The organism is Algibacter marinivivus, from assembly GCF_003143755.1.
Lineage (GTDB): Bacteria > Bacteroidota > Bacteroidia > Flavobacteriales > Flavobacteriaceae > Algibacter_B > Algibacter_B marinivivus.
This window is the reverse complement of the sequence record NZ_QFRI01000001.1, coordinates 1742080-1766345: the sequence shown is the minus strand read 5'-3', so window position 1 is coordinate 1766345 and position 24266 is coordinate 1742080. Positions and strand designations below refer to the sequence as shown.

Here is a 24266-nt window from a genome sequence, read left to right as displayed (position 1 = left end):
GTCAAGTCTCTTAAATTGTAAAAAAAATGAGTTAACAGCGTTCTAATTTTATAGGATAGGCTTTATTGGCATTCCATTGACAGACGTATAAATTTTCATCATCATCGACACATACATCATGACAATGACGAAAAATGGGCTGCTCTTGCACCATTCGCTGCAATTTCCCTTTCTTATATTTAGGCTTAGTACCTCCTGGATTGGAAACTACTTTTCCTTTGTCATCTAAAATAGTAACAAAACCTGATTTAGGGTTGATATTATAGGGGTGTGTATTCTTATCGCCTTCTATATAATCTATATCTGATGACCAACATACCCCAGAATACAGATTTTCATTATGAATTACAGGCCGACATACAAATGCTCCCGGTAAGTTAATTTGTTCAATATATTTACCGTCTAATGTAAATCGTTTAAAGCAATTTGCTGCTCTTGACGTAATTAACAAAGTAGGTTCGCCTTTGCCTCTGTAATCGATACATACGCCATGGGCGGTTTGAAATTGATTTTGACCTGTGCCTCTACCCTCGCCTATTTTTCTAATAAATTCGCCGTTTTTGGTAAATTGAAGTATGTAATTTGCGCCATAACCATCTGCAATGTAAATATCGCCATTGGGACCAATTGCGCTTTCTGTTGGTTTAAATTTATCTTTTTTATCGTATGCTCCATATTGCGACGGATGGCCTAGAATCATTAGCTCCCTACCGTCTGTTGTGGTTTTTATGACGCTTTCGCCTTTGGCATCGCAAATGAATAAAAAATCTTCTGAACCATCATTCCAAATAGATAACCCATGACCTCCTTTATAGCGAATACCCCAAGAATCTAATAATTTTCCTGATTTATCATAAATTAAGATGTTGTTTTTGGTATTGTCGCCTACCATAATCAACCGGCCTTTGGAATCCATTACCATTTCATGGCAATTCTTTACAGGTGTAATAGTTCTATCTAAATCGCCCCAAGATTTATGCACTTTATACTTGAAGTCGCCATGACCAATGACTTTATCATACATTTTTGGTTTAGATTTTAATATGTTGAAATGAGGAACAATCGCCAAACCCAAACTTGCTTTTGCCGTAGTATTTATAAATGTCCTGCGATTAATTTTAGACTTTGTCATTATTGATTTAAAGTTTAAGCGATGTTTTCTTTTGAAGATTTCATAGGATTACCAAATAAATCTAATATTGGTTGACCTTTACCATCGGGTGTGGTATAAAATGGTCTACCTTCTATTTCGTAATGGGTTTCTGGATGAATTCCTAATGCATGATAAATGGATTGATGCACTTGATCTATCACAACTGGATTTTCTATGGATGAACAAGGTCTTTCATCAGCCGTTTTACCATACACTAAGCCTTTTTTAACGCCTCCACCCCACATCAAAATAGAACTGCCGTCTGTGAAATGACGGTGCATGCCGTAGTGTTTTTCTTTTCTAATAATATCAGGTTGGTTTACTTGATTTTTCACTTTTTTACCCGGTCTGCCTTCCATAATGGCATCACGACTAAATTCACTTGCTAAAATTATTAATGTTCTGTCTAAATGTCCTGATTCGTCCAAATCATTAACGAGTTGAGCTATCGGTTTATCTATTAATTGTTTCATTTTAATAAGTCTCGTATGTCCATTTTCATGCGTATCCCAACCTAAAAATGGTTCGTATTCTGTAGACACACTAATAAAACGCCCACCATTCTGAGCCAAACGTTTTGCCAACAAACAACCTAAACCAAAACGACCTGTATTATAAGTATCATAAACGTCTTTTGGCTCTTCTGATAAATCAAACACTTTGGCTTCTGGCGAATTCAATAAACGATAGGACTGCTCCATGGAACGCATTAAAGACTCGCGCTGATAATCACTCGCCTGCTCCATAACCTCACTTTTATTGGCGAGTTCTTTATATAATTTATAACGTGCTTCAAAACGTTTAAGCGACATGCCTTTTGGCGGACGTACACTTTCTAAACCACTGGACGGGTCCGGAATTAAAAATGGACCATATTCAGTCCCTAAAAATCCAGCGGAGTGAAATGCTTTAAGTTCTTCTGATTCTCCCATTGTAAAACGTTGTCCCATAGCAATAAATGGTGGGATAACAGGGTTTGCAGGTCCTAACTCTTTAGCTATCCACGACCCTATATGTGGTGCTTGAACCGATTGCGGTGGTTCATAGCAAGTATGCCAATGGTATTGATGACGCGTGTGTAAAATATGCCCTAAATCGGCCGATTTATAAGAACGAATTATAGCGCCTTTATCCATTACACCACCTATAGATTCTAGTCCTTCAGAAAAATATAAATCATCAACTACAGTCGGCTTCTTTGGAAAAGTACTTAACACTCGCTTGCTTTCTACGCCTTTTTCAAACGGCACATAAGCTTTAGGATCAAACGTTTCAGTATGTGCCATACCTCCAGCCATCCATAGTAAAATAACAGTATCTGCGGTAGATGCTATTTTTTGAACCTCAGGTGAACAAGAACTTAAAAAACTAAATCCTGGAATTGTAGTTGCTGCTGCTGATAAACTGGCAGCACTCATTTTTTTTAAAAAATCTCTACGTGATTTATTGACATCCATTTTTTTACTTTTAATTGATAAACTGAAATTCTGGCGACATCAAAACTGCCCAAAATACATCTTGCAGTTGTTCTTCTTCTGGTGCCTCTCCTAAAACATTTAGCATAATCGTTTTTTCTTCATTTGAGGGCTTTCTATTTAAAGCTTTTTCATATAAATTATCGACAATAGCACTACTATCTTCACCATATTTTTTTAACCATGACTGCGCTCCTTCTTCTAAAACGCTGTTTAAAAACTCTCCATTTGTGAGTTCTAAAGCTTGCAATAAGGTTGCTTGGTCTTCTCTTGAAGTGGTAACAATTTCTCTACTGGGCCTTCCTAAAGCCTTCATAAATGGGTGTTGTTTTACCAAACTAGCACGTGCAAATTTTTCGCTGTGCGGTTTAAAAGTAAAATCAAGAAGTTGCCCCCAATTTTTAAAATTTCCGGTACTGTAATTTCTAACTTTCTTCCACGAATTATCATCGTACTCCACGGCAGTCCAATCTCCTTCAGGTAAGTCGTGAGAACTCACCCAAGACAAATCAGACTTTAAAAGTGTGCTTTTACCAGATTCATAGTCAATCTTAAAAGCAAATAATATACCTGCAGGGTTTGCAATAGCACCTCCATTTTCTCCTATAATTGCAATGGTGTTTTTTCCTGGATGCAATTGTTCGGAAACATCAATTTTATCTACTTCCTTCCAATTTTTATTTTGCGATATTTTTTTCCCATTAAGGTAAAGGACATACGAATTATCCACCGAAATCAAAATTTCTGCTTTATTTATAGCTTCCTTTGAAATATTAAATGATTTTCTAAAATATCGTTTACCTGGTTCAGGTAAAACTACTCTACCTAACACTTCTTCTAAGTGCCATATGCGTATGGCTTTAATATTATCTCCATTGGGGTTAAAGGCTACTTGTGGGTACAAAGGCGCAATAATTTGACTTACACCATCCGAAAATTGCTCCGCACTTAATCGACGCGTTACTGGGCCCTTAAAGACATATTTAGTTTTTAAATCTTCCTCTTTTTTATAATTGACCATGGGTAGTTGATAGACTTTCGAGGTCATGATGCGCCTAATTAAATGTTTTAAGTCTGAACCCGAATCGATAAAGTCTGCCGATAACCAATCGAGTACCTCAGCATCCCATGGTGCATTATCCATTTCGTCTAAGGGTACAACAATACCTCGTCCCATCAGTCTGTCCCAAAACCTATTGGTAACTGTGCGATACAGCCTACCATTATCTCTCTGTACCATAACCTCTGAAAGCTTTAACAATCTATCCTTAACTGTTTCTCCTTCAACACTTCCTAGTTCTGGATACAAAAAATTAACTTTCGCCATTTTACCTATAGGTTTATCGCATCGATTCAATTCCAATATGGAATCAGAGAATATAGTTGCAAATCCATAGGCTTGGTCTAAAGTTAGATTACTAATAAAACTGTTATGACATGACGCACACTTCACATTAACACCCATAAGCGATTGTCCGATGTTTTGCGCCGCTTGCATCTCGGTTCTTTGACTTGCATTAACAACACCGCGCCATTTTACACCCTGTATGAAACCTTCTGAACCTCTTACGGGGTTTACCAACTCGGTAACGATTTGATCATAAGATTTATTTTTCATTAAAGACCTATACAGCCAATGTGTAATTTGTTTTTTTCCACCTACGCTGTAATAATCATTTCGCAACAAATCATTCCAAAAACTTAACCAATGCTGTGTGTAATTTTGATTATCATTTAATAAACTATCAACTAACTCTTCTCTTTTATTTGGATTATTATCATTTATAAAATCTTTAACTGCGCTTGGTTCAGGTAATAATCCAACAGCATCCATATAGGCACGTCTTATAAAAGCTCTATCGTCAATAACGTCTTGCCAATCAATATTATTTTTTTCGAAATAAACATCAATTAATTTATCGATGGGATGAGTAATATCTTGGGTTTTTGGTAGCTCAGGTTTTACTAAAGCTAATTTTGCTTCAGGAAAAACTTTCACTGCTTTATCCGACCAATGTGCCCCTTCTGCAATCCAAAGTTTTACTAGTGCAATCTCATCTGAAGTCAGTAATTTACCTTTGGTTGGCATGACTTCCTTATGATTGGCAGGAAGTGTAATACGCCTGTAAATTTCACTTTCTTCCGGCTTGCCTGGTACAACAGCTAATCCACTTTCCCCTCCTTTGAAAACACCTCGTTTTGTTTCAAGCACTAACTCACCTTTTTGTTTGTTTTCACTATGACATTGGTAGCATTTATGAGCAAAAAGGCCTCTTACTTCTAAGTTTAATTTGTCTTTTTGTAATTCTGATAAGGAATCTGATGCTTTGAGCTCAGAAAGTAAAACTCCTGTTGCTTTGTCGTTATATTTGTTTTTATTACCTGGCAAAACAGCAGTTAAATAATCTTCGCCATGAGTTAATTTAGCACCCAAATGTCCTGCTATGGTAAGTAAAACTATTGTTGCAAAAAGCATAAACCGATATAGTTTTAAATTTACTACGGGCTTTTTTAAACTATTTTTTAAAATTAGAGCTGTAATTATAGCCAATACTGCTGTTGCTATACCTGTGTATTGATGATTATCTACTAAATCGCCACTATACGTTTCTTGTGTTTTTAAAAACCAACCAAAAAGTGCTGAAAACACTGCAAATCCAGCACCAATATAAACCATGAAATTTATACCTTCTCTAAGTCCTTTACGCTTGCCTCTTATAGTTAATAATTCTAATATAAATCCAATAACTAAAAGGCCTATTGGAAAATGCACCAATAGTGGATGCATACGGCCTAACAATTGAAGTACCCAATTTGTGTTTTCCATTTAATGGTTTGTTTTATTTATTCCTTCAGAAGAATTTTCAATATATTTTAATAACATTTCTCTCACCTGATATACAGCAGGTTGAATTTCACCATTGTTAATATTAGCTCCAGTTATCCAATAATATATCATGCCAGCATCTGAACAGTCCCATTTTCCTTTTTGGAACTTAACGACATTATCTGTCTCTGCTATTTTTCCCATTAACCAAACCCAGTTTAACCTATCATCTGAATGATTTTTTGCCCAATCCCATTGCTTTTCATCAACTTTTAATAAGATATTTTGATCTGGGATGCGTACCTCTTCTATGCCAAACTCTAAAATTTCTTCCCATTCGTAAAATTCTCCAGTTTGGTCGTTTGCAGGATGATGCGTAATAACCTTTACAAATTTGTGCTTAGACTTTAAAGAAGCATCCAGAGCTAATCCAATCAAATCGGGTTCTCCTGCTTCTACAATCCAAAGTGGGTCTTTTGCTGAAGAAAGGTTAATAGCTTTTGCTAAATCTTGAATAGCTTGATCTAAATTCCATTTAACGTCAATAAAGGATAAATGCTCAAATCCTCCCCAACGTCTAGCTGTACCATCACAAGTGGTTTGCATTAATGCGTGACGCTCTTTTTCTGCTGCTTTCGAAATTCTATTAGAAGGCACAATATCGCAACTATGTGAATAGTGCACCAACCTATCTTCTAATCCTGCCGAACGCAATAGTGCAAGAGAAACTGATGTTCCTCCTAAATCATCTGGATCTGGAGAATTACCATCAGCAACTACAGCTATACGACCTAAAGGTGGATTAATTATTTGTGAAAATGTAGTTTCTGTTATTAATAATACCGCTATTATAAAAAAAACTATTTTATACATTTTTTACTTTTTATTTAGTTATTAGCTTTATTAATTTTGAGAATAAGACGATGGGGCATTTAGTATTTTTTCACCTTTTCCAACAGGAGTAAATATAATACCAGCCCAACGCCCTCGTGTAAATTCTTTTCCATCGGTTCCAACTTCTGCTTTAACGGTAATTTTATCGCCTTTTTTTAACTTCATCCTTCTCCAAACTTTTGTAGATTTTTCACCTTCTTCAAACATTTTATCTGTTAAAGGAGGTTGATATATTCCAATTTCTTCTCCGTTTATTAAAATTTGAAATTTAGAACTACCATCATTTTCAGCAACCCCTACAAAAACAATATCATAAGTCCCACTTTCGAATTTAAATGCAGTACTAGCTATAGCTTTTTTATGTGTTTTAGGGTTTATAGCCATCCAATTTTTACCATTTTTATAAAAATCAGTACCAACAGATGGAAATTGCTGTGAAGAAATCCATTTATTATCTGGTAAAGCTTCCGCAATAGTTTTGAAATAATTCTTTTTTATAATAGGAGCTGAAACACTAGGATATGGCTTTGGAAGATTACCAATAGCATTCACTTTTGGTCCTTTGCCTTTTGGTTTATAAAATTTATCTTTTGTTAAAACAAACTTATCAAACTCAAAACCGTCTTCACGCATGCTAAATTGAATATCATGTTCGCCCGCTTTTTTAATATCTAAATAAATATTATGAGGTATACCGCAATGTATTTCTTTAGTACGTTGTTTACTCGCCCAAGTCCAGTGTGTTCGACCTTCACACCATTGCATACGCTGACCACTCTCTGGCCACTCTCCATTTATACCTACATGAATTCCATTATCTTCCCCTCCTGTACTCATGGCTCTTACCCAAACATAATAACGCCCAGGAGTATTAAATTTAATTTTATAATGCACTGTAGCCATAATACCAGGTACATCACTGAAATTTTCTCCTTTTATTAATTCATCATCATGAGTTACTCTTGTATCTGGTAAAATCTCTAGATAAGCATTATTACTGGAACCATAAACATGTAATGTATCTTCATCTCTCTCTACAATAGGTTTTTCAAACTTAGAAGAACGATACCATTGTCTAACTTCTGTTTTGGTTTGTTGATAAAAGAATTCAGCTTCAACAGCTACAAGACCTGCTTTTTCTTCAAAAACAACATTTTCATCAATAATGGAGTTTGTTAATTTTATTGATTGTGAGTTTGATAAAAAACTAATGCTTGTTAATAGAATTACAAGTAATAGTTTTGTTTTCATTTGTCTTGATTTCATAAAATTATATTTAATGTTACTCATCTCATTCATAAATCATTTTGAAGTGTAGAACATTTCTATTTTCTATGTGAATAATTAGAATTTTTCAAATACAACATTTAAAAGTTTTAACTAACCTTAATGGTTATTATAATTCCATCTTTCTGATTTTTATCAAAATAAGCTTCAATAGGAATAGCCTCAATACCTGGTACCATATTAAATGTTCTATTTCCAGAAACCTCTTTTATCTTTAAAGCTACATTTGCTTTTATATGTACTTTACCATTTGGTTTAACAATTGTGATTTCGCCTTTTCCAACTATCTTAATTTTTTCTGTATTTGGCGAAGCAATTGGTAATACAAATGCAGTAGGATTAGAAATATTTTGATTTGAAGCTACTTTAATTTCTACATTATCATTGGTACATTTATAGTTTAAACTAAATATAGATGCCGTGTCCATAACAACCTCTCTTTTTTGATTTTTTAAAGACACTAAAGAAGATATATTAATCTCTCCGTTTTTATCTTCTGATTTTGTTGTAGCAGTTAAATCATAAAGGTTGGTGTGCCAAATCTCATTCTTAAAGGTTTCTATTCGGGGTGTTAACGGAATATCGATATTAGGCTGTGGTTGTTGATTATATGGCTCTACCATATAATATTGTGCCATACTTGCAGCACATAATAACCCTACTTTATTATGGTATAAAACACCTAAACTAGCACCTGTTGCTTGCCTAAAATCTTCTTTATAATGATATTCGGCATCATAAGCACTTACTGTTCCTCTCCAATTACCTCTTGCAAAAAGCGTAACATCTAAATCTTTAACATATTTTATACCATCGGCTAAAACTCTTGGCAATGCGGTATTTTTATTTATTTCTGGTAAATGATTCCAATGGTCTAAAAGCGCAGCTAATGGTTTGGCATGGGTAAATGTATGGTGAACGCAAGGTGGAATACCTGCTTCTATAAATCCAGGGCCACCATGAATCAAACCATCTTGCGTACAGCGTTTTAACAACTCAGTATTTTTAAAAGCTGCTGTACCGAAAGCTGGATTTTTATCTGCCATCATAGCAAATGCGGGTTGACTACCATCACAAGTTCTGCTACCCCAATAGCTCCATTTGTACATTCTATTCCCCCAACTGTTGTCCCAAGCGCCATCTGGCAACATAAATTCTAAATGACTATTTAACGACTTCGTTAAAATTTCCAATAACGCTTCATCTTTTTCTTTTAAAGTATACATTACCAAACTGTTCAACGTTTCTTCAACATTGTATCCTAAATCCACACCATGCAATCCTTTCTCACTTAGTTTACTTGAACTTTTTTTACATTCACCAAATAACAGTCCTTCATTTTCTGTAAAGTATACTTTTATTTCAGAAGCTAATATTTTACTCTTTGCTTTAAAATCTTCTCTTTCTAAAACATTTCCAATTAAATTCAGTCCATACACCGCTGTACCTGGATAATTTATATTTGTAAAATCTATTGTAAAAGTATCATGAATGTATTGTCCTGCTTTCTCCAAACGCTCTGTCCAACTTTCTTTTGTTTTAGCGTCCAAAACATGTCCGTGATAGTGCAACGCTTCCGCCAAAGCAATGGCTCCAAAAACAGTAATTCCTTTCCATGTTTTTGGGTTTGGAACCACTGTCCACGCTCCACTTTTATGAGATACATTATTTTCTGCCCAAAGCATTACAAGTTTTGCGCCTTCAATGTATTTTTTGTCTCCCGTAGTATCGGCCATATATAAAAACGGATATACCGCATCCATACAACGACCGTGAATATGGGAACACGAGGGACAACCTAAAGCCCCATGCTCTTCCAAATTAGACGGATTATTAATTTGAACTTTAATCATCCCATCACACCAATCCTTTAATAATCCTGAAATTAGATTTTTGAATTCCAGAGAATGTTCTGGATGGTTATTACAGGAATTTAAAATACCGGCCATTGGAAGTGACAAGCCTACTCCAGCTAAGGTAGATAGCTGTATAAAGTTTCGTCTTTGCATTTTTATTGTATTAAGTCATGGGAAAGTTATTTAAATACTGTTTAATAACTATCCTGTTTTGTCCTGACTAATAAAATAATTTTAAGAGAGATTTTCTATGTCTTTACAGTTTTACATATGTTTAGTTACTTAAAATGCTTGAATTTACAAGTTTAACAAGCCTTAGGGATAGAAACGGCATCCTTTTGTTTGTTTATAAAAATTACTAGAACTAGGAGAGGAGATAAATTTTATTATGTATTTCTACCTATATAAGAATGACAAAAACAAAAGATATAGTGGATAGCCCGACCCGACCTTAGGAGGGTAACGTCCAAAATATCTTTTGTTTTAATTTAATGTCTACTATCTTAACGTACTACAAGTTTTGTACGATAGGTTTTATTATCGTTTGTAGTGGCTTGTATAAGATAAATACCAGAGTTAAATGCTTTATCTCTTATGTTTAACTTTTTAGCGTTTGTTTTGTTTTCGTAAACCAGTTTACCAAGTACACTATAAATTTTAATGTTGACAGTATCTAGATTATTAAAGGCTAATGTAAATTCTCCATTTGTTGGGTTAGGATAGACTTTTACAGCACTATCTTCTAACGCTTTATCTTCAGCACTTAAAGAAACGCTTGTGGGGATAGCTTCCCAAACACTTCTAGTATCAGATTCTGAAGCTATACTGTGTGTTACTGTCCCATCAACCTCTTGATACAAATATCTACCAGCTGTTCTAGATTCAAATCTGTAGGTATCATCAACATCATTATATTCTATCGTCCACGTTTTATCTGTATCAGTTGCTGGTGAAGCTTTAGTAGTACTTACAACTACATAAGCGCCTGCTGGACCACCAGAACCTGGTGCACGAAGTATACCATAAGCCTCACTATCAATATTAAAATACGCTCCACTTTCTACAAAAGTCCAATGTGTGTTTTGAGCTTCACCCGAATTTGTCATAGTAACTGCTGTGGCACTTACTCCTGCATCTGTTAAAAATTGACCTGTGGCCACGTTTCTTAACCTGTAAATGTCGTCAGATGGAACAGGATTACCAGTATCCTCAACTTCTACCTTCTGATACATAGTATTTGCCCATCTAATTTGTGCTCGACCTCCTTTAACACGGTATGCACCGTATCTAACACCAGATTCTAAACCTCTTTCTGGGTCAGGAATATTCCAATTAAAGGCTTCACCACCAATTACTGCATCGCAATAATGAATTTTTTTTGTAGCATCGTTTGGGTCTACTCTAAAACCTACCTCTAACTCAAAGTCAATTTCTTCATTTTTATTTACTCGCTTTAGTAAAACGACTTCTCTTCCACTTCCTGATCCGCCTCGCTCTAAGATACGTTCAGCATAAATATCAAACGCCACTTGCTTATCTGCATTGATACCTGTACCATAAACAGGATGTGCTCGATACAAACAAATGGCCGGATCTGCAGGTCCGCCACCACCAGTATGTTTTCCTTTGGCTTGAGCGATATAAGATCCATTTTGGCTAAAACTACCAGCATCGCCTACCTCTAAAATCCTAAATATTCCCGTGAATCTTGCATAACTCCCAACACCTGTTTCACCAGACCTAGGTAAAGAGCGCTCTATTCTAGGTTGTAAGGTGTTTGGAGCATCCCAGTGGTTAGACCCATCAGTAATATTATAAACACCCCAGGTTTTTCCATTAACATTACTTTCTGAGTAATCGGAGTAGCAACTTCTATCATCAACAGTCCCAACATTATCAGGGTTTGCCACATCAACATTTCTAGTATTATTGTTTTCGAATTCACCTGAAGCTGGACAAGTTAAATCTGTACTAGTATCTTCATCTGGGGCTGTTTCTACAGGTATTTCCACAAATGGAATGAGTTCCCAATTACTTCTATCGTCCGTTGCTGAAACTACTACATGGGTTACGGTTCCATTTGCATCATGATACATAAATCTACCACTATTTCCCGATTGAAACCTATAAGTGTCATCCGTTTGGTTATGCTGTATAGTCCACACTTTATCTGCATCCGTAGCTGGTGAAGCTTTAGTTGTACTAACCACTACAAAAGGACCTCCGGGGCCTCCAGAACCTGGCGCACGTAATATTCCTAAAATTTCACTATCAATATTATAAAATGCCCCACTTTGTACAAAAGTAAAATGTGTGTTTTGAGCTTCACCAGAATCTGTCATGGTAACTGCTGTGGCACTTACTCCAGCGTCTGTTAAGAATTTCCCTGTCGCTACATTCCTTAATCTGAAAATATCATCAGAAGGAGGCGCGTCTTGCGCTGTTACGCAAATAGAGCATAACATAAAAACGAAAAATAAAATGGATTTAATAGTATTTTTTTTCATAGCTTTTTTTTGGGCATTAATTTTATTGATGTCAAACCAAATAGATTATAAAATTATTGCACATAAATTAACAAAGTATCCTGAACTATCCTGAATTTTAGATAAAAAGACCTATAAGTCGTTGAAAAACATAATTATAGATAATTTTAAACTAATAAGAAAGCATAAATTATATGAAACAATTTGATTAGCACGTCAGTTTTATACTTATTAGTCAATAACTAATTTAGAATGAAAGACCTGATTATTTACTGTAAAAGCTTTAACCAAATAGACTCCAGTTTGAAACCCTGAACTATCGACTTCTAAAACATTACTTGATGGTTTATTTTGGTAAACACGCTTACCTAGTATGTTATAAATTTCAACCTGTTTAATGCTATTCGTGTTTTGAAAGTTTATTGTAAATTTATCTTTTGCTGGGTTAGGATATATTTTTATTGAAGTTGTTCTTAAACCTGTATTATCAGTACTTAAAGTTGAATTTTCTAAAATCCATTTACTTGGGTCATCGTTATATGGGAAATGTGTAATTATATCATTGTTTTCGTCTATAAAATGGTATAAAAATCTATTTGAATCTCGAGTTTCAAAACTATAGCTCCCATCTTCATTATTATAAACTCTCCATATCTTATCAACATCTGTTCTTGGTGGAGAAAAATTTGTACTGATCAATTCAGGTGCAGATGAACCTCCTGTAAATCTTATAATACCTCGTACTTTACTATCTATGTTGTAGTAAGTTCCAGCTGCTGTATTAACTTCTACAAATCGCCATTCTTTATCCTCACCTACTCCAGAATCACTCGGCACAAGTACAGAACCATCCGTCATTAAATATTTACCTGTGGCAACATTTTTTAATCTTAAATAATTGTCTGAGTTTTCATTGCTTCCGTCATCAACAACTTCGGCCTTTTGATACATGGTATTTGCCCATCTAATTTGCGCTCTACCGCCTTTAACTCTATATGCACCATATCTAATACCAGATTCTATACCTCTTTCTGGATCTGGAATATTCCAATTAAAGGCTTCACCACCAATTACAGCATCACAATAATGTACTTTTTTAGTACCAAAAACTGTCTCTTCTAATCTGAAGCCTACCTCTAATTCAAAGCTAACCTCTTCATTTTTATTTACCTGCTTTAAAAAAACGACTTCCCTACCGCTACCTGATCCGCCACGTTCTAAGATACGTTCGGCATAAATATCAAACGCTACTTGCTTATCTGCATTTATTCCTGTGCCGTAAACAGGGTGTGCTCTATATAAACAAATGGCGGGGTCTGGTGGTCCACCACCACCTGTATGCTTTCCTTTAGCTTGAGCAATATAAGTTCCATCTTGACCAAAACTACCAGCATCACCTACCTCTAAAATCCTAAATATTCCCTCAAATCTTGCAAAACTACCAACACCTGATTCTAACGATCTAGATAAAGAACGCTCTATTCTAGGTTGCAAAGTATTTGGTGCATCCCAGTGGTTAGATCCATCGGTAATATTGTAAACACCCCAAGTTTTTCCATTCACTAAGCTTTCAGAGTAATCAGCGTAACACGTTCTGTCATCAACAGTACCTAAATTAACAGAATTTGGTATATCTACATTTCTAGTATTGTTGTTTTCGAATTCACCTGATGCTGGACAATTAAGGTCTGGATTAGTATCTTCATCGGGTGCTTGCGCTATTAGAACAAATGACAAAAGTGCAAAAAAGCTAAATAAGATTGATTTAAGTGTGTGTGTTTTCATAGCTACCCCAAATTTTAGTTTAATTCATTAAGACAAACTTTGTAAAATTATTTAACTCAAAAAAAAAAACCATCCTGAACTACCCTGCTTTTTCAAGATATTAAATTGATTAATAAAGACTTCAAATTTCCTAAACCTAGTTTTACTACCACTCTACTTGATAACCAGCTTAGAATGAAACACCTGATTATCTTCTGAAAGAGCTTTCACCAAATATACACCTGCTTTAAACCGAATATTTTTAACTTCTAAAACATTACTTTTTGGTGAATTTTGATAAACAAGTTTTCCTAAAATATTATAAATAGCAACATTTTTTACTTTACTAATATTTTGAAATGAAATAGTAAAATTATCTTCTGCAGGATTTGGATATAATTTTATTGAAGAAGTTTTCATGCTTTTATCATCACTACTTAAAAGCGGCCCGCCAGTTCCTACTACTTGCCATTTACTTCTTGGGTCTCCTTCAACAAAATCAGTTCCCTTAAGTAGATTATAACAATTACCATCTGTTTGATGATATAAAAATCTATTATTATTTTTAGCTTCAAAACTAAACGTATTATCTGTTGTATTATGGTGCACGGTCCAAATTTTATCGGTATCTCCTGCTGGAGGTGCCTTACCAGTACTAACTATAATATAAGCTGGTGAAAAACCGTTTCCAGTGGCGCGTAATATGCCATTATCTTGACTATCAATATTATAATAATCAACACCTTCAGCATTCGTATTAACAAACGTCCATTTTCTGTCCGGAGTATCTCCTGTATCACGCATAATAACTGGACCCGCCGAAGACCCACCGGCACCCAAGTATTTTCCGGTTGCAACATTTACCAATTTGTAAACCCCTTCGGCATCACCACCACCGCCTCCAGAGTCTCCAGAAATTTTCATTTTATCGTAATTAAAACCACCTACTTCATTTACTACTTTTATTTTTTGAATTCCTTTTTGAAGTGTTATATTAGCTTTAGTACTTTTAAAGTTTGTTAAATTAGGTGTTGTAGTCAATGAAATTGATACCAAGGTATTTGACCCGCTTACAATTTTTAATTTTTTGGTTGATCCTGGCGCTGCTGCAAATACTTCTACCTCATAAGTACCATCTTCAGGTACATTTATAGTGTATTCTGCAAAATCATTTGCTCCCCAAGAATTAAGATAAAATACCGTGTTACTCCATCTAGTAACATTTACACCACTTTTTGTTGTGTAATACTCAGCTTCAATTGTAGAAGGTATTTGATGCGTTTTAGGTTGAACAGTTAAAGTTCGTGAGGCTTGAGCTGATGTAAAATAATCGTTTCCAGTATCTGAAACGGTTATAGTGGCATTACCAGCCCCTAAAATTTGTCTTACTTGGTTATCCCAAACCACTGCAACTTGATTATTGGGACACAAAAATCTTAAATTGGCATCTGGATTATTACTTGTTGCTTGAAGCGTGAATGCCGGATCTCCTGAGGTTACTTCTGGAATAATCGGAAAATCGATAATCTGTTGACGTATTGGCACTGTATATTCATGACCTACTATAGGCGCTGCATTATATGTGTCATCTCCAAGTTGTAATGCATTTATAGTTGTTGTTCCCATACGTTTTACTTGTATTTTTCCATCTACAATAATGGCAACATCGGTATTTGTACTTTCATATTGCACTGGTAAACCGGAACTTGCTGTTGCATTTAACACTTGGTCTGAGCTTCCCCAAGTATATGTATCTGGAGATAAACTGAATGTAATGGTTTGATTCGACTTTGATATATCTGCACTAACCACTAAGGTTTGAAGTGCCTCAGGAGCTTCCTCATAGGTGCCATCGCCTTTTTGACTTGCAATAATATCGCAAGAGCCTACACCCATAATTTGCACTTCATTACTATTTATGATGCGAGCTATACTTGTATCTGAAGATGTGTAAGATACAGGTAACCCTGAACTTGCAATTGCATTTAATGTAAAATTAGGGTCTCCTTCTGTTTTTTGAGTTAATGCTCCAAAATTGATGGTTTGCGGTATGTATTCTTCCTTTTGTAATTGAAATACAAAACAGTGAATTGGAACTGTGGCACTATTAAGAGCTTCACTAAATACCACAGCAATAACACCATTATCCATTATAGTAATACTTTTTCTATCATTTATTCCTATACTGGTTCTAAAATCCTCTCTCCAAGTATAAGTTCCAGCTAATGCACTTGTTACTACAAAATTGCCCCCTGTTAAATTAAACTTATACATTCGATTACCATAAAACACCCCCAAAGAACCTTTATTTCTATCCTCAGTAAACTCAGTTTCGTCTTGTTTTCTGAGGTAATTATAAGCGTTTGTGCCTTTAGGTTTTATATAGGTGTAAATATCATTTTTAGGTGAAATTGCTAACTGCGGACCTCCAGCCCAACCTGCGTTATCTGGCACACTTCTAGGGTCGGCAATTAAAAACGGTGCGTGATCTATAATAGGTAAATCGTAACTTTTACCATCAACCGTTGTAGCTTTGTCGTTCATTCTAGAACCTAATTCCATCACATAAACACCTTCGTTTAACCTAGTTGGAGATTCTGCCCAACGCGGTGAATAAGCGTAGTAAAACTTATTATTTATAAAATATGCACTACCGTAACTAAAGCCTCTTTCTCCTTGAGTAACTTCGCTTCCTCTTCCTTTGATGATTGTAGACTCCTGTGACCAAGTGTTACCATCATAATAAGTCATTATAATATCGCCACCGACTGCAGATCCCAATCGTCTTTCAAAATACATTTCACCTAAATCGTTATTAAATAAATCTGGATAGGTTACACTTGTTATTTTCTTACCCGGTATTAAATAATCTTGCTGTGGCAAAAAGTTATCAGCTGTAAAATCACTGTCAGGACCAAAAGCAATATGCTTCTTTGACCTTATATAATTTAAATCTTCATTATGATGATCAAACATTAAGTGCACTGTACCATCTATAGAACAAATACCAACATTAGTAGTTAAATGTGTATCTCCTTTACCTCCTACTAAACTCATTTTGGCAGGAAGCGCTACATGAACCCAATTGCCTTCGCCAATTTTTTTTCTTGAAATCATTAAAGTCCTATCTGCCCAACCACCTCTGTACCAAGTATAAAACACAAAACCGTTTGATACTTTCATACAATTACCATGCGGGTTTATACTAGCGCCATAATGATAAGGTTTTGGATCATCGGCTTTCCAAAAATAAAGAGCCTCATCTGTTACTTTAGAACTTTCTAAAAAAGTTACTTGAGCAAAAACTTTTTGAGGAATCATATTAGCGAATAAAGACAATACTAAAATCAATCCATACCTCTTAATTAAGCTTATTAATTGTGGTGTTTTCATAACAACTTTTTGATATTTAGTTTTTGATTTTTAATCAAAATCATTTAAAATTCTGATGTTTTTTAAAAAAAGCTATCCTGAACTATCCTGAATTTGAGATAATTGAACTAAATTTTCGCTAAAGCGTATACTTATTAAGATAAACTAAATACCAAACATCTTAAAAATTTTAAAACAGCTAATTAATTAACTGTTTTAAAACAACTGGTCCAATTAAACCTGAAGATTCTATTTCAGTTTCGTCTTTTTTAGGTGGATTTGTTGTCCATGTTTTTTTATCTTCTTTAGAGCGAGAAATATCAAATATTAGTTGGTTACGCCATGTATTGGTAACCTTGATTTTGAGTTGATTCTTTCCTGTTTTTAAAACCTCACTAATATCGAACTTAAAAGGTGGTGCCCACTTTACACCTACTTTTTTTCCGTTACACCAAAGCTCAACAATGTTAGAGACATTACCTAAATCTATAAACGCATGAGAACTTGTTTCATCTAGGTTGAACGTTTTTGAATATGTAGTAGTTCCAGAATAGTGATTAATTGCCTCATTATCTATTTCTGCTAAAGAAGTTAATTCTGCAACTTCGATTGATTTGGGTGTATCCCAGCCCTCTTCAAAATGTAAACTCCAGTTAGTTTGTAATGGCGTTTCTTTTACATTAGCATCAAATACTTCTTTATTCTCATCCTTATGGAATTTATAAACACCTGGATTTTCTGCAATAACAACATCATTTTTCCATATTAAATTGTTTGTATTTTCTGTTTCGTGTATTTTATACCAACCCATTTCTGTATTTAAAACAGTTTCTCCATTAGCAGTTACTTTATAAGCATATGGCTCTTTGGCTTTGTTTGAAAAAACAACTACAGTACTGCCATTTTCTGGTAATGAAATTACAACATTTGTTCTATCTGCTTTAGACTTCCATATTTTAGCATCTTGTTGATTTCCTGTAAATGCATCCCATAATTGTGGACTTCCTGAAACCTTAAAACTAAGAGACACATCAACTGGTTTATCCATTTTAGAAGCTACAAAATAAATATCTGCATCATCAGTTTTTCTATGAATCCAATTAATATCTAATCCTTCAGGCACAATTACATCTGGCGCAATACGTTCTTCCTTAAGAACCTCATCTAATGTTTTGCCCCAATATACTCTTCCTTTACCTACGTGTTTTACACCACTTTCAGAATCCCCCCAAAGTTCATCTGCAATTGCATGAAGACTTTCTAAATCATTTTCATCATCCATTAAACTTGGTGAATCTTGAGGTTTATCCCCTAAAATTATAGCGCCAGCTTCAACTAAATCTTTTAACTTATGCACAGTAGACAACAACATTTGTTTTGAATCTCTTAATGTGATTACACGATAATCTCCTGCATTTTCAACGTGAATTTTACCATTTATAACACTCAATTTATCATGTAGAATTTCAGCATTCAAATAATCAAAACGATAACCTTTTGGAAAATAATCTAAATCGAAAGGTGGTCGATCAAAATGATCTCCATAATATCGTAAAACATCAGCAACATATTCTCCTTGTTGCAAAATATATTGATTTCTGGTTAGGTAATCCGTCCAATCTTTCATGTAAGGCCACCATGTTTGCTTTCTTACCAAAGGAAAGCCAATATGCCCTCCAAAACTAGAACCAGGAGATACATTAGTTTGTGGTGTGTGAGAGAAGGTATGAAATACCAGATGGTTTACACCCTTTGTAAAATTATAATCTATTAAATATTTTAACGTAAATGGATGCTCATTCCACTGAACCCCCAATTGCGTACCAGCTTCTGCAGCTAACTTAGGTTTATTATATAAATGCGTAGCAGATGCCGCATTATAAATAGGCTTCGCATATTCATTTTGAGCAGATGGTGCTTTAGGATACCAAAACTCCGTCATGGGTACATCGCTCACACCATAATAGCGCATTGGGTCAATTGGTAATACTTCTCCACCTGCACCTTCTGTATACACATCTGCACCCATTTCGTGAGCAACTGTGGCAAAATGTTTAAAGAAATTATCAATAAACACCTCATCCATGGTATGGCGCAAGTCTCTTAAAAATTTAGTAGTTACTTTGGGACTATCTACAATATAACCCATTGTAGCAGGTAAATACGTTTTCATACTATAACCTCTACGGTTTTTAAACTCTGTAAACATATCTTCAGAATGCATTGTCCAAGTTGGCACATGACTTTCCCAGCTATCAATTAATAAACCCTGTAATTTACCATCACCTATTGGGCCTCCATCTTTTATTAAATTGCCAATCATACCATTTCTTAAATGGTTTTCAATGGCAACTTTATCCAACTTGCTAGATTCCCAACCCGTGGCTTCAGGTACTGCTGGCTTATTTGTTAGTCGCATATTTATATGCCCAAAACGCACCACAGTCCAATTACCTTCAGGAACCTCCCAAACGAGTTTGCCCTCAACATCCATTTTATCGGTAATATTGATAATGGAATTCGATTTAATAATGGTATTTTCAGCATAATCATATTGAACATTTTTTTCTAAACGCCTTAACACTTTAGCAGCTTTAGCTTCATGATTATGAATTTTTGGGTTTGAACTTAATCGGATAAATTCTGGAGCTATTGAGTGTTCTCCTTCAAAAGTGTAAACAAATTCGGTTGATGTTGTTTCAGGAATTGCAAGTGTTAAATGCTTTCGTCTATCATTCCAATTAGCATCTGGCAAATTTATGGTAGTAATTTCCTTTAATTCACCATCAATTTGTGCTTCAACTTTAATATCAACATCAATCACTGGATATTCAGTACCCAAAATAATATGTCTAAGTTGGGGAAATTTTATTGTACGTAAAGTCACAGGGACATCAAAGTTTGTTTTCACCCATGTATCCGTTTCTCCTACTTTTGAAATACCTTCTGTCCTATACTGTTTTAAAGGTTTATCTAGTTGAGTAGTTTTACGAGTAACTAAAATTTTTGAATTTGGATTGAAAATATCTTTCCAAGCCACTATACTATTATTTGTTTCAATTTTTGAAGGATTTAGGTATTCTAAATCATCACCCACAGGTGTTGGAAATGCCAATACCTGAATATCTTTATAATTATAATCTGGTGTATGATATAATGAATCTACTTCGAGAACCCCTTCAAATATTTCCCCACCCTTTACTCTGTAAACAGTCTCTACAACTTCGCGTTGTGCTTCTTCAGCAGGCACCCAAGGTCCTCCTGTCATAGACCAGCCAGGGCAATTTTGCATCGTAAATTTTAATCCTAGTCGCTTACATTCATCTGCAGCATGCCGAATCATATCTTCCCACTCAGGAGATAAAATTTTAATAGGTTTTACATTTGGATAAAGCCTTCCTGATTTATTAAATAAATGAATACCTTGCAATCCAGCAGTTTTTATAGCTTCTAAATCTAGGGTTAAACCTTTTTTACTAATGTTATTCCCGTTAAGATGAAACCAAGTTTCTGGACGATAAACGCTTGAAGGGTACTTAAAATTTTGCTGTAATTCTTTAATACTTATTGAAGAACTATCACTTAAAGTTTGGTTCTCTTTTGATTGACAACCAAAAATTAAAATTATTATAAATAATAAAGTATAATGCTTCATTTTGTCAGTGCTTTTTTTTAACAAGTAGAAAGAAAACACTTTTACTGATTATAACTATCCCGTGGCATCATGTAAATAGTTGAAAAATTAATTATTATATGCACTAATTTAAGGTTAAATTAGTGCCATAAATTGAAAATATAACATTTTCAAATTACATCTATTTTGAATCAGGATACTACAGGATAACTGTGCTATACAAAAAACCTATTTTTGGATAAAATTCTAAGAAATTATGAAAAAATCAAAGTTTATTTACAAACTTATATCAATTACCACATTAGTTGTTTTTGTTGCCTTCTTTTCATGTTCGGCAGAAGACGGACCCTCTGAAGATACAGTATTTGAAAATGTACCAGACCCAGACCCAGATCCGGACCCAGATCCAGATCCGGATCCAGCAATTATAATTGATGAAGATACAGGATCTTACACGACTTGTAATCCGGATGGTGAAAATGCTACTAGAACATCAGACGATTTACCTAACCCTGTTAATGTAGGAACTATAGACGACAGGAGTTGTTATGCGAACTACAAAGAAAGTATTATTGATGGTGTTACTTGGGGAATATACAATATAACAGCTGGCTCCAATAATCAAGATGCAGCAAATACTTTACAACCTCGAATAGAACGGTCATTACCTGTAGCGAACTCTAACGTAGGATCATCTGTAAAATTTAAAGGAGACTTTAGAATTCTTGAAGTGGGTGATGCAGGCTCTTTTGGTCAAGATGGCTCATACATAGCACAAGCCAAAGGACAACATACTGGTGGTGGTGGTTCTGCGGATCCTGCTATTTGTTTATATAGAGCACATCCTGTTTACGGTTCTGGCAGTAATGCAGACAAACAAGTGGCGTTTGATATTTATGCAGAACGCATCTTAGAACGTGGTGGATCAGGAAGTGGTAGGGAAGTTATTCTGCTAAAAAGAGTTGATAAAAATGAAATAACCTCTTTTGAGTTAGAAGTAGGTTTTAAAGTAGACCCAAGCGATGCTACTAAAAAAATACACTATTGTAACGCCATAATTGGTGGTGAAGCATTTAATTGGAATATTCCTGATCCTGAAAGAGGGACACAATCGAAAATTAGATATGGCGCATACCGTGTTAGAGGTGGTAGAGCGCAAATCAGATGGGCGAATACTACTCATGAAAAAGTTGAAAATTAAAAGAAATTAATAATTTCTTTTAAGCAGAATTCATGGTAATATAAACTCTAGTGAATTAATAAGATATAATTTTCAAATTAAAAAGCCAGCAAATTTTATTTGCTGGCTTTTTAATAATTTCTTTTTGCATAATATTCCCAGTAACTTAACACTTTTAGATTATTAATCTTGCCATAGTTGCTAAACTTTTATTGTTATGCGCATTATTAACTTTAATCAAAAAAAGTTTTTAACTGATTATAATATTGAAGCATATCTCTAAAAAAAGTGCATATGCGCCAATATGGTTTTCGTATACAGTTTTTCCGTTTACAAATAATTACGTCACTAGGTTTTTTGTTTCAAACAATAAAAGCATTTGTTTATTTTAATAAACTCGCAAAATAGTGTGGTTTTTTATACCATTCTTAGTCTCTATAGTAACCGTCTTCGCTATTTAAAATATCTTCTGTATTCCAAGAATATGAATAGTTACTTTTTTCCCAAGTAATTTCTGAATTTCATTTAAAAAAGGGTGTTCTTTATTCTTTTTATAAAAGTACCATGAATGGTTTATGGGTAGAATATACCTTAGGTTTTGGTCTTAAGAGCAAAACATAGTACTAATGAATATTATTCTTGGTATTTGCCTCTTTATACAAACTGTAGTATTATTTTAAAAGATGCTCTTATAAGGCATTAGGTAAAACTGATTTTTTGCAGTAAAATTCTATTCAATTTTAGTAAAAAAAAAGACCACTTAATTACAATTAAGTGGTCTTTTAAATCTAGTTTATAAGATAATTAGTATCTATTTTTATTACTTAGAAATTAACATTTTACTAGTAAATGGCGTTCTTAAAATATACGCACCTTTAGCAAAGGTTGACAAATCAACTTGCTTACCTTCACCTTCAAGAACTTTAGTTCCTATTAAAGAATAAACATCCCATTTAGCTTCAATATTTAAATTGAATATACCATCGTTAGCAGGGTTTGGAAATGCTTTAAATTTACTAGCTTTAAGTTTGTTCTCTTCTACACTTAAAGTTGATGTACGTGTAACAGCTATATAATCAAACCTTGGACCAGCTGAAACGTACCTTACTAAAAGCACATAAATTCCTGCTGTTAAGGCTTCAGTATCAACTATTTTCATATCCTCATAGGCTCCTGTACCTACGTTTAAGGTACCGTTAAATAAGATACCTTCTGATGATAAATCATTAGCGTCACGTAACCACACTTGTAAATTTTTACTACCAATACCAGCGTTTATTCTATAGTTTACAGTAAAATCATAATCTCCATCTTCCTTTATCTCGATAGTGTATAGTGCATATTCCTGACCTTGAATACCTGTTACTACAATTCCAGTTGCATCATTCATAAGATCAACATCTGCACCTGGTCTGTATGTGGTATTATCTCCACCACTTCCAGCACTCTTATCATTATAAGTCCCAGTTACTGGAGGACTAGTCGTAGTATTTCCAGTATTTAAACCGTCAATATAAAAACCTGTTCCGTCTTCAACTGAGTCAAAATTCTCAAGTTCAATTCTAGTTTCTACATTCGTGGTTTCTCCTATTGCTAGAGGCGTAGTTTTATCTGGAAATGGCACACCTACGTATTGAGCACTAACCGCTTGCATTCCTAACAATGCTAAAGCTGAAAAAAATAATGTTTTTTGTAATTTTGTTTTCATAATATATGGTTTAGATTAATTAATTAGATTCCCAAGGTATGATTACGAGACAGTTAGAGTGTCCTGTACTTACATGTATGTATAAACTTTTTCTATTAAGTGTATAGTTTTTTCTATAAAACACAATTTAAAATTACATATAGTGATTTTTTGAAATAAAATTTTTACAAAAAAAACAAGTTTTAGGGTATGATATTTTTAGAATTATTTACACATTAACCCACATGTATAGAGTACAACAGGCTTATCATATTCTTGAGAGAACCAGAACACAGAAATTAGTTAAAACTATTAAAAGCCAAACGGTTCAGTTTTAATACAAATAGTAAGACACCTTATATTAAAAATTTACTTTTTGTAATACAATTTTTAGTGTAAAGTTATGCCTTTAACACAACTCATATGTATGGTTATATTAAATATTTAAATACAAAAAAAAACATTAAATGAAAGTTAATACACTATAACATAAATAACTTATTATCAAGAAGAAACAATATTACTTTTAAATAACTATTATTAAATTTTACTAAACAGTTATTGATTTAAATTATAGTTAAAAAATATAAAAAATCAATTTAACATGAGTTCGGTAAAACCCCAAAAAAAGTGTGCATATAAAAACACCTA

The 24266-nt window shown here is 34.2% G+C and carries 12 protein-coding genes; 1 reads left to right on the top strand and 11 read right to left on the bottom strand.

What is annotated here, in order from left to right:
- Positions 1 to 31: 31 nt before the first annotated feature.
- The 10 genes from DIS18_RS07925 to DIS18_RS07880 all read right to left on the bottom strand — a co-directional run bounded on the left by DIS18_RS07925 (position 32) and on the right by DIS18_RS07880 (position 20769).
- Entirely contained in the window at positions 32 to 1132 is a 1101-nt protein-coding gene (locus DIS18_RS07925) for a 6-bladed beta-propeller (protein ID WP_109352447.1), read from the bottom strand.
- 14 nt (positions 1133 to 1146) lie between these two features.
- Positions 1147 to 2610 carry a DUF1501 domain-containing protein gene (locus tag DIS18_RS07920; protein WP_109352446.1) on the bottom strand — a complete coding sequence of 488 codons (1464 nt, stop codon included), beginning with the start codon at positions 2608 to 2610 and terminating at the stop codon, positions 1147 to 1149.
- Positions 2611 to 2620: 10 nt separating this feature from the next.
- On the bottom strand, positions 2621 to 5455 hold the full coding sequence (locus tag DIS18_RS07915; RefSeq protein WP_109352445.1) for a DUF1549 domain-containing protein: 2835 nt from the start codon (positions 5453 to 5455) through the stop codon (positions 2621 to 2623).
- Positions 5456 to 6328, bottom strand: coding sequence for a hypothetical protein (locus DIS18_RS07910; protein ID WP_219930754.1), 873 nt, complete (start codon positions 6326 to 6328; stop codon positions 5456 to 5458). It lies immediately after the preceding gene.
- A gap of 30 nt (positions 6329 to 6358) precedes the next feature.
- A complete protein-coding gene (locus tag DIS18_RS14940; RefSeq protein ID WP_181364004.1) occupies positions 6359 to 7615 on the bottom strand; it encodes a hypothetical protein in 1257 nt (418 codons plus the stop codon).
- Positions 7616 to 7725: 110 nt separating this feature from the next.
- Entirely contained in the window at positions 7726 to 9645 is a 1920-nt protein-coding gene (locus DIS18_RS07900; protein WP_109352444.1) for an ulvan lysase-like protein, read from the bottom strand.
- A 350-nt stretch (positions 9646 to 9995) separates the two neighbouring features.
- Positions 9996 to 11999 carry a T9SS type A sorting domain-containing protein gene (locus DIS18_RS07895; protein ID WP_109352443.1) on the bottom strand — a complete coding sequence of 668 codons (2004 nt, stop codon included), beginning with the start codon at positions 11997 to 11999 and terminating at the stop codon, positions 9996 to 9998.
- Between the two features lie 210 nt (positions 12000 to 12209).
- The gene (locus DIS18_RS07890) at positions 12210 to 13763 is read right to left on the bottom strand and encodes a T9SS type A sorting domain-containing protein (protein WP_109352442.1); all 1554 of its coding nucleotides are present in this window, start codon (positions 13761 to 13763) and stop codon (positions 12210 to 12212) included.
- A gap of 153 nt (positions 13764 to 13916) precedes the next feature.
- A complete protein-coding gene (locus DIS18_RS07885; protein ID WP_109352441.1) occupies positions 13917 to 17135 on the bottom strand; it encodes a BNR-4 repeat-containing protein in 3219 nt (1072 codons plus the stop codon).
- Between the two features lie 178 nt (positions 17136 to 17313).
- Positions 17314 to 20769: a glycosyl hydrolase gene (locus DIS18_RS07880; RefSeq protein ID WP_109352628.1), complete on the bottom strand. Its 3456-nt coding sequence runs from the start codon at positions 20767 to 20769 to the stop codon at positions 17314 to 17316.
- Between the two features lie 235 nt (positions 20770 to 21004).
- On the opposite strand from DIS18_RS07880, the gene DIS18_RS14935 reads away from it, so the two are divergent.
- Positions 21005 to 21949, top strand: coding sequence for a hypothetical protein (locus tag DIS18_RS14935; RefSeq protein ID WP_181364003.1), 945 nt, complete (start codon positions 21005 to 21007; stop codon positions 21947 to 21949).
- A gap of 799 nt (positions 21950 to 22748) precedes the next feature.
- Here DIS18_RS14935 and DIS18_RS07870 read toward each other — a convergent pair.
- Positions 22749 to 23636, bottom strand: coding sequence for a carbohydrate-binding protein (locus DIS18_RS07870; RefSeq protein ID WP_109352440.1), 888 nt, complete (start codon positions 23634 to 23636; stop codon positions 22749 to 22751).
- Between the last annotated feature and the right edge of the window lie 630 nt (positions 23637 to 24266).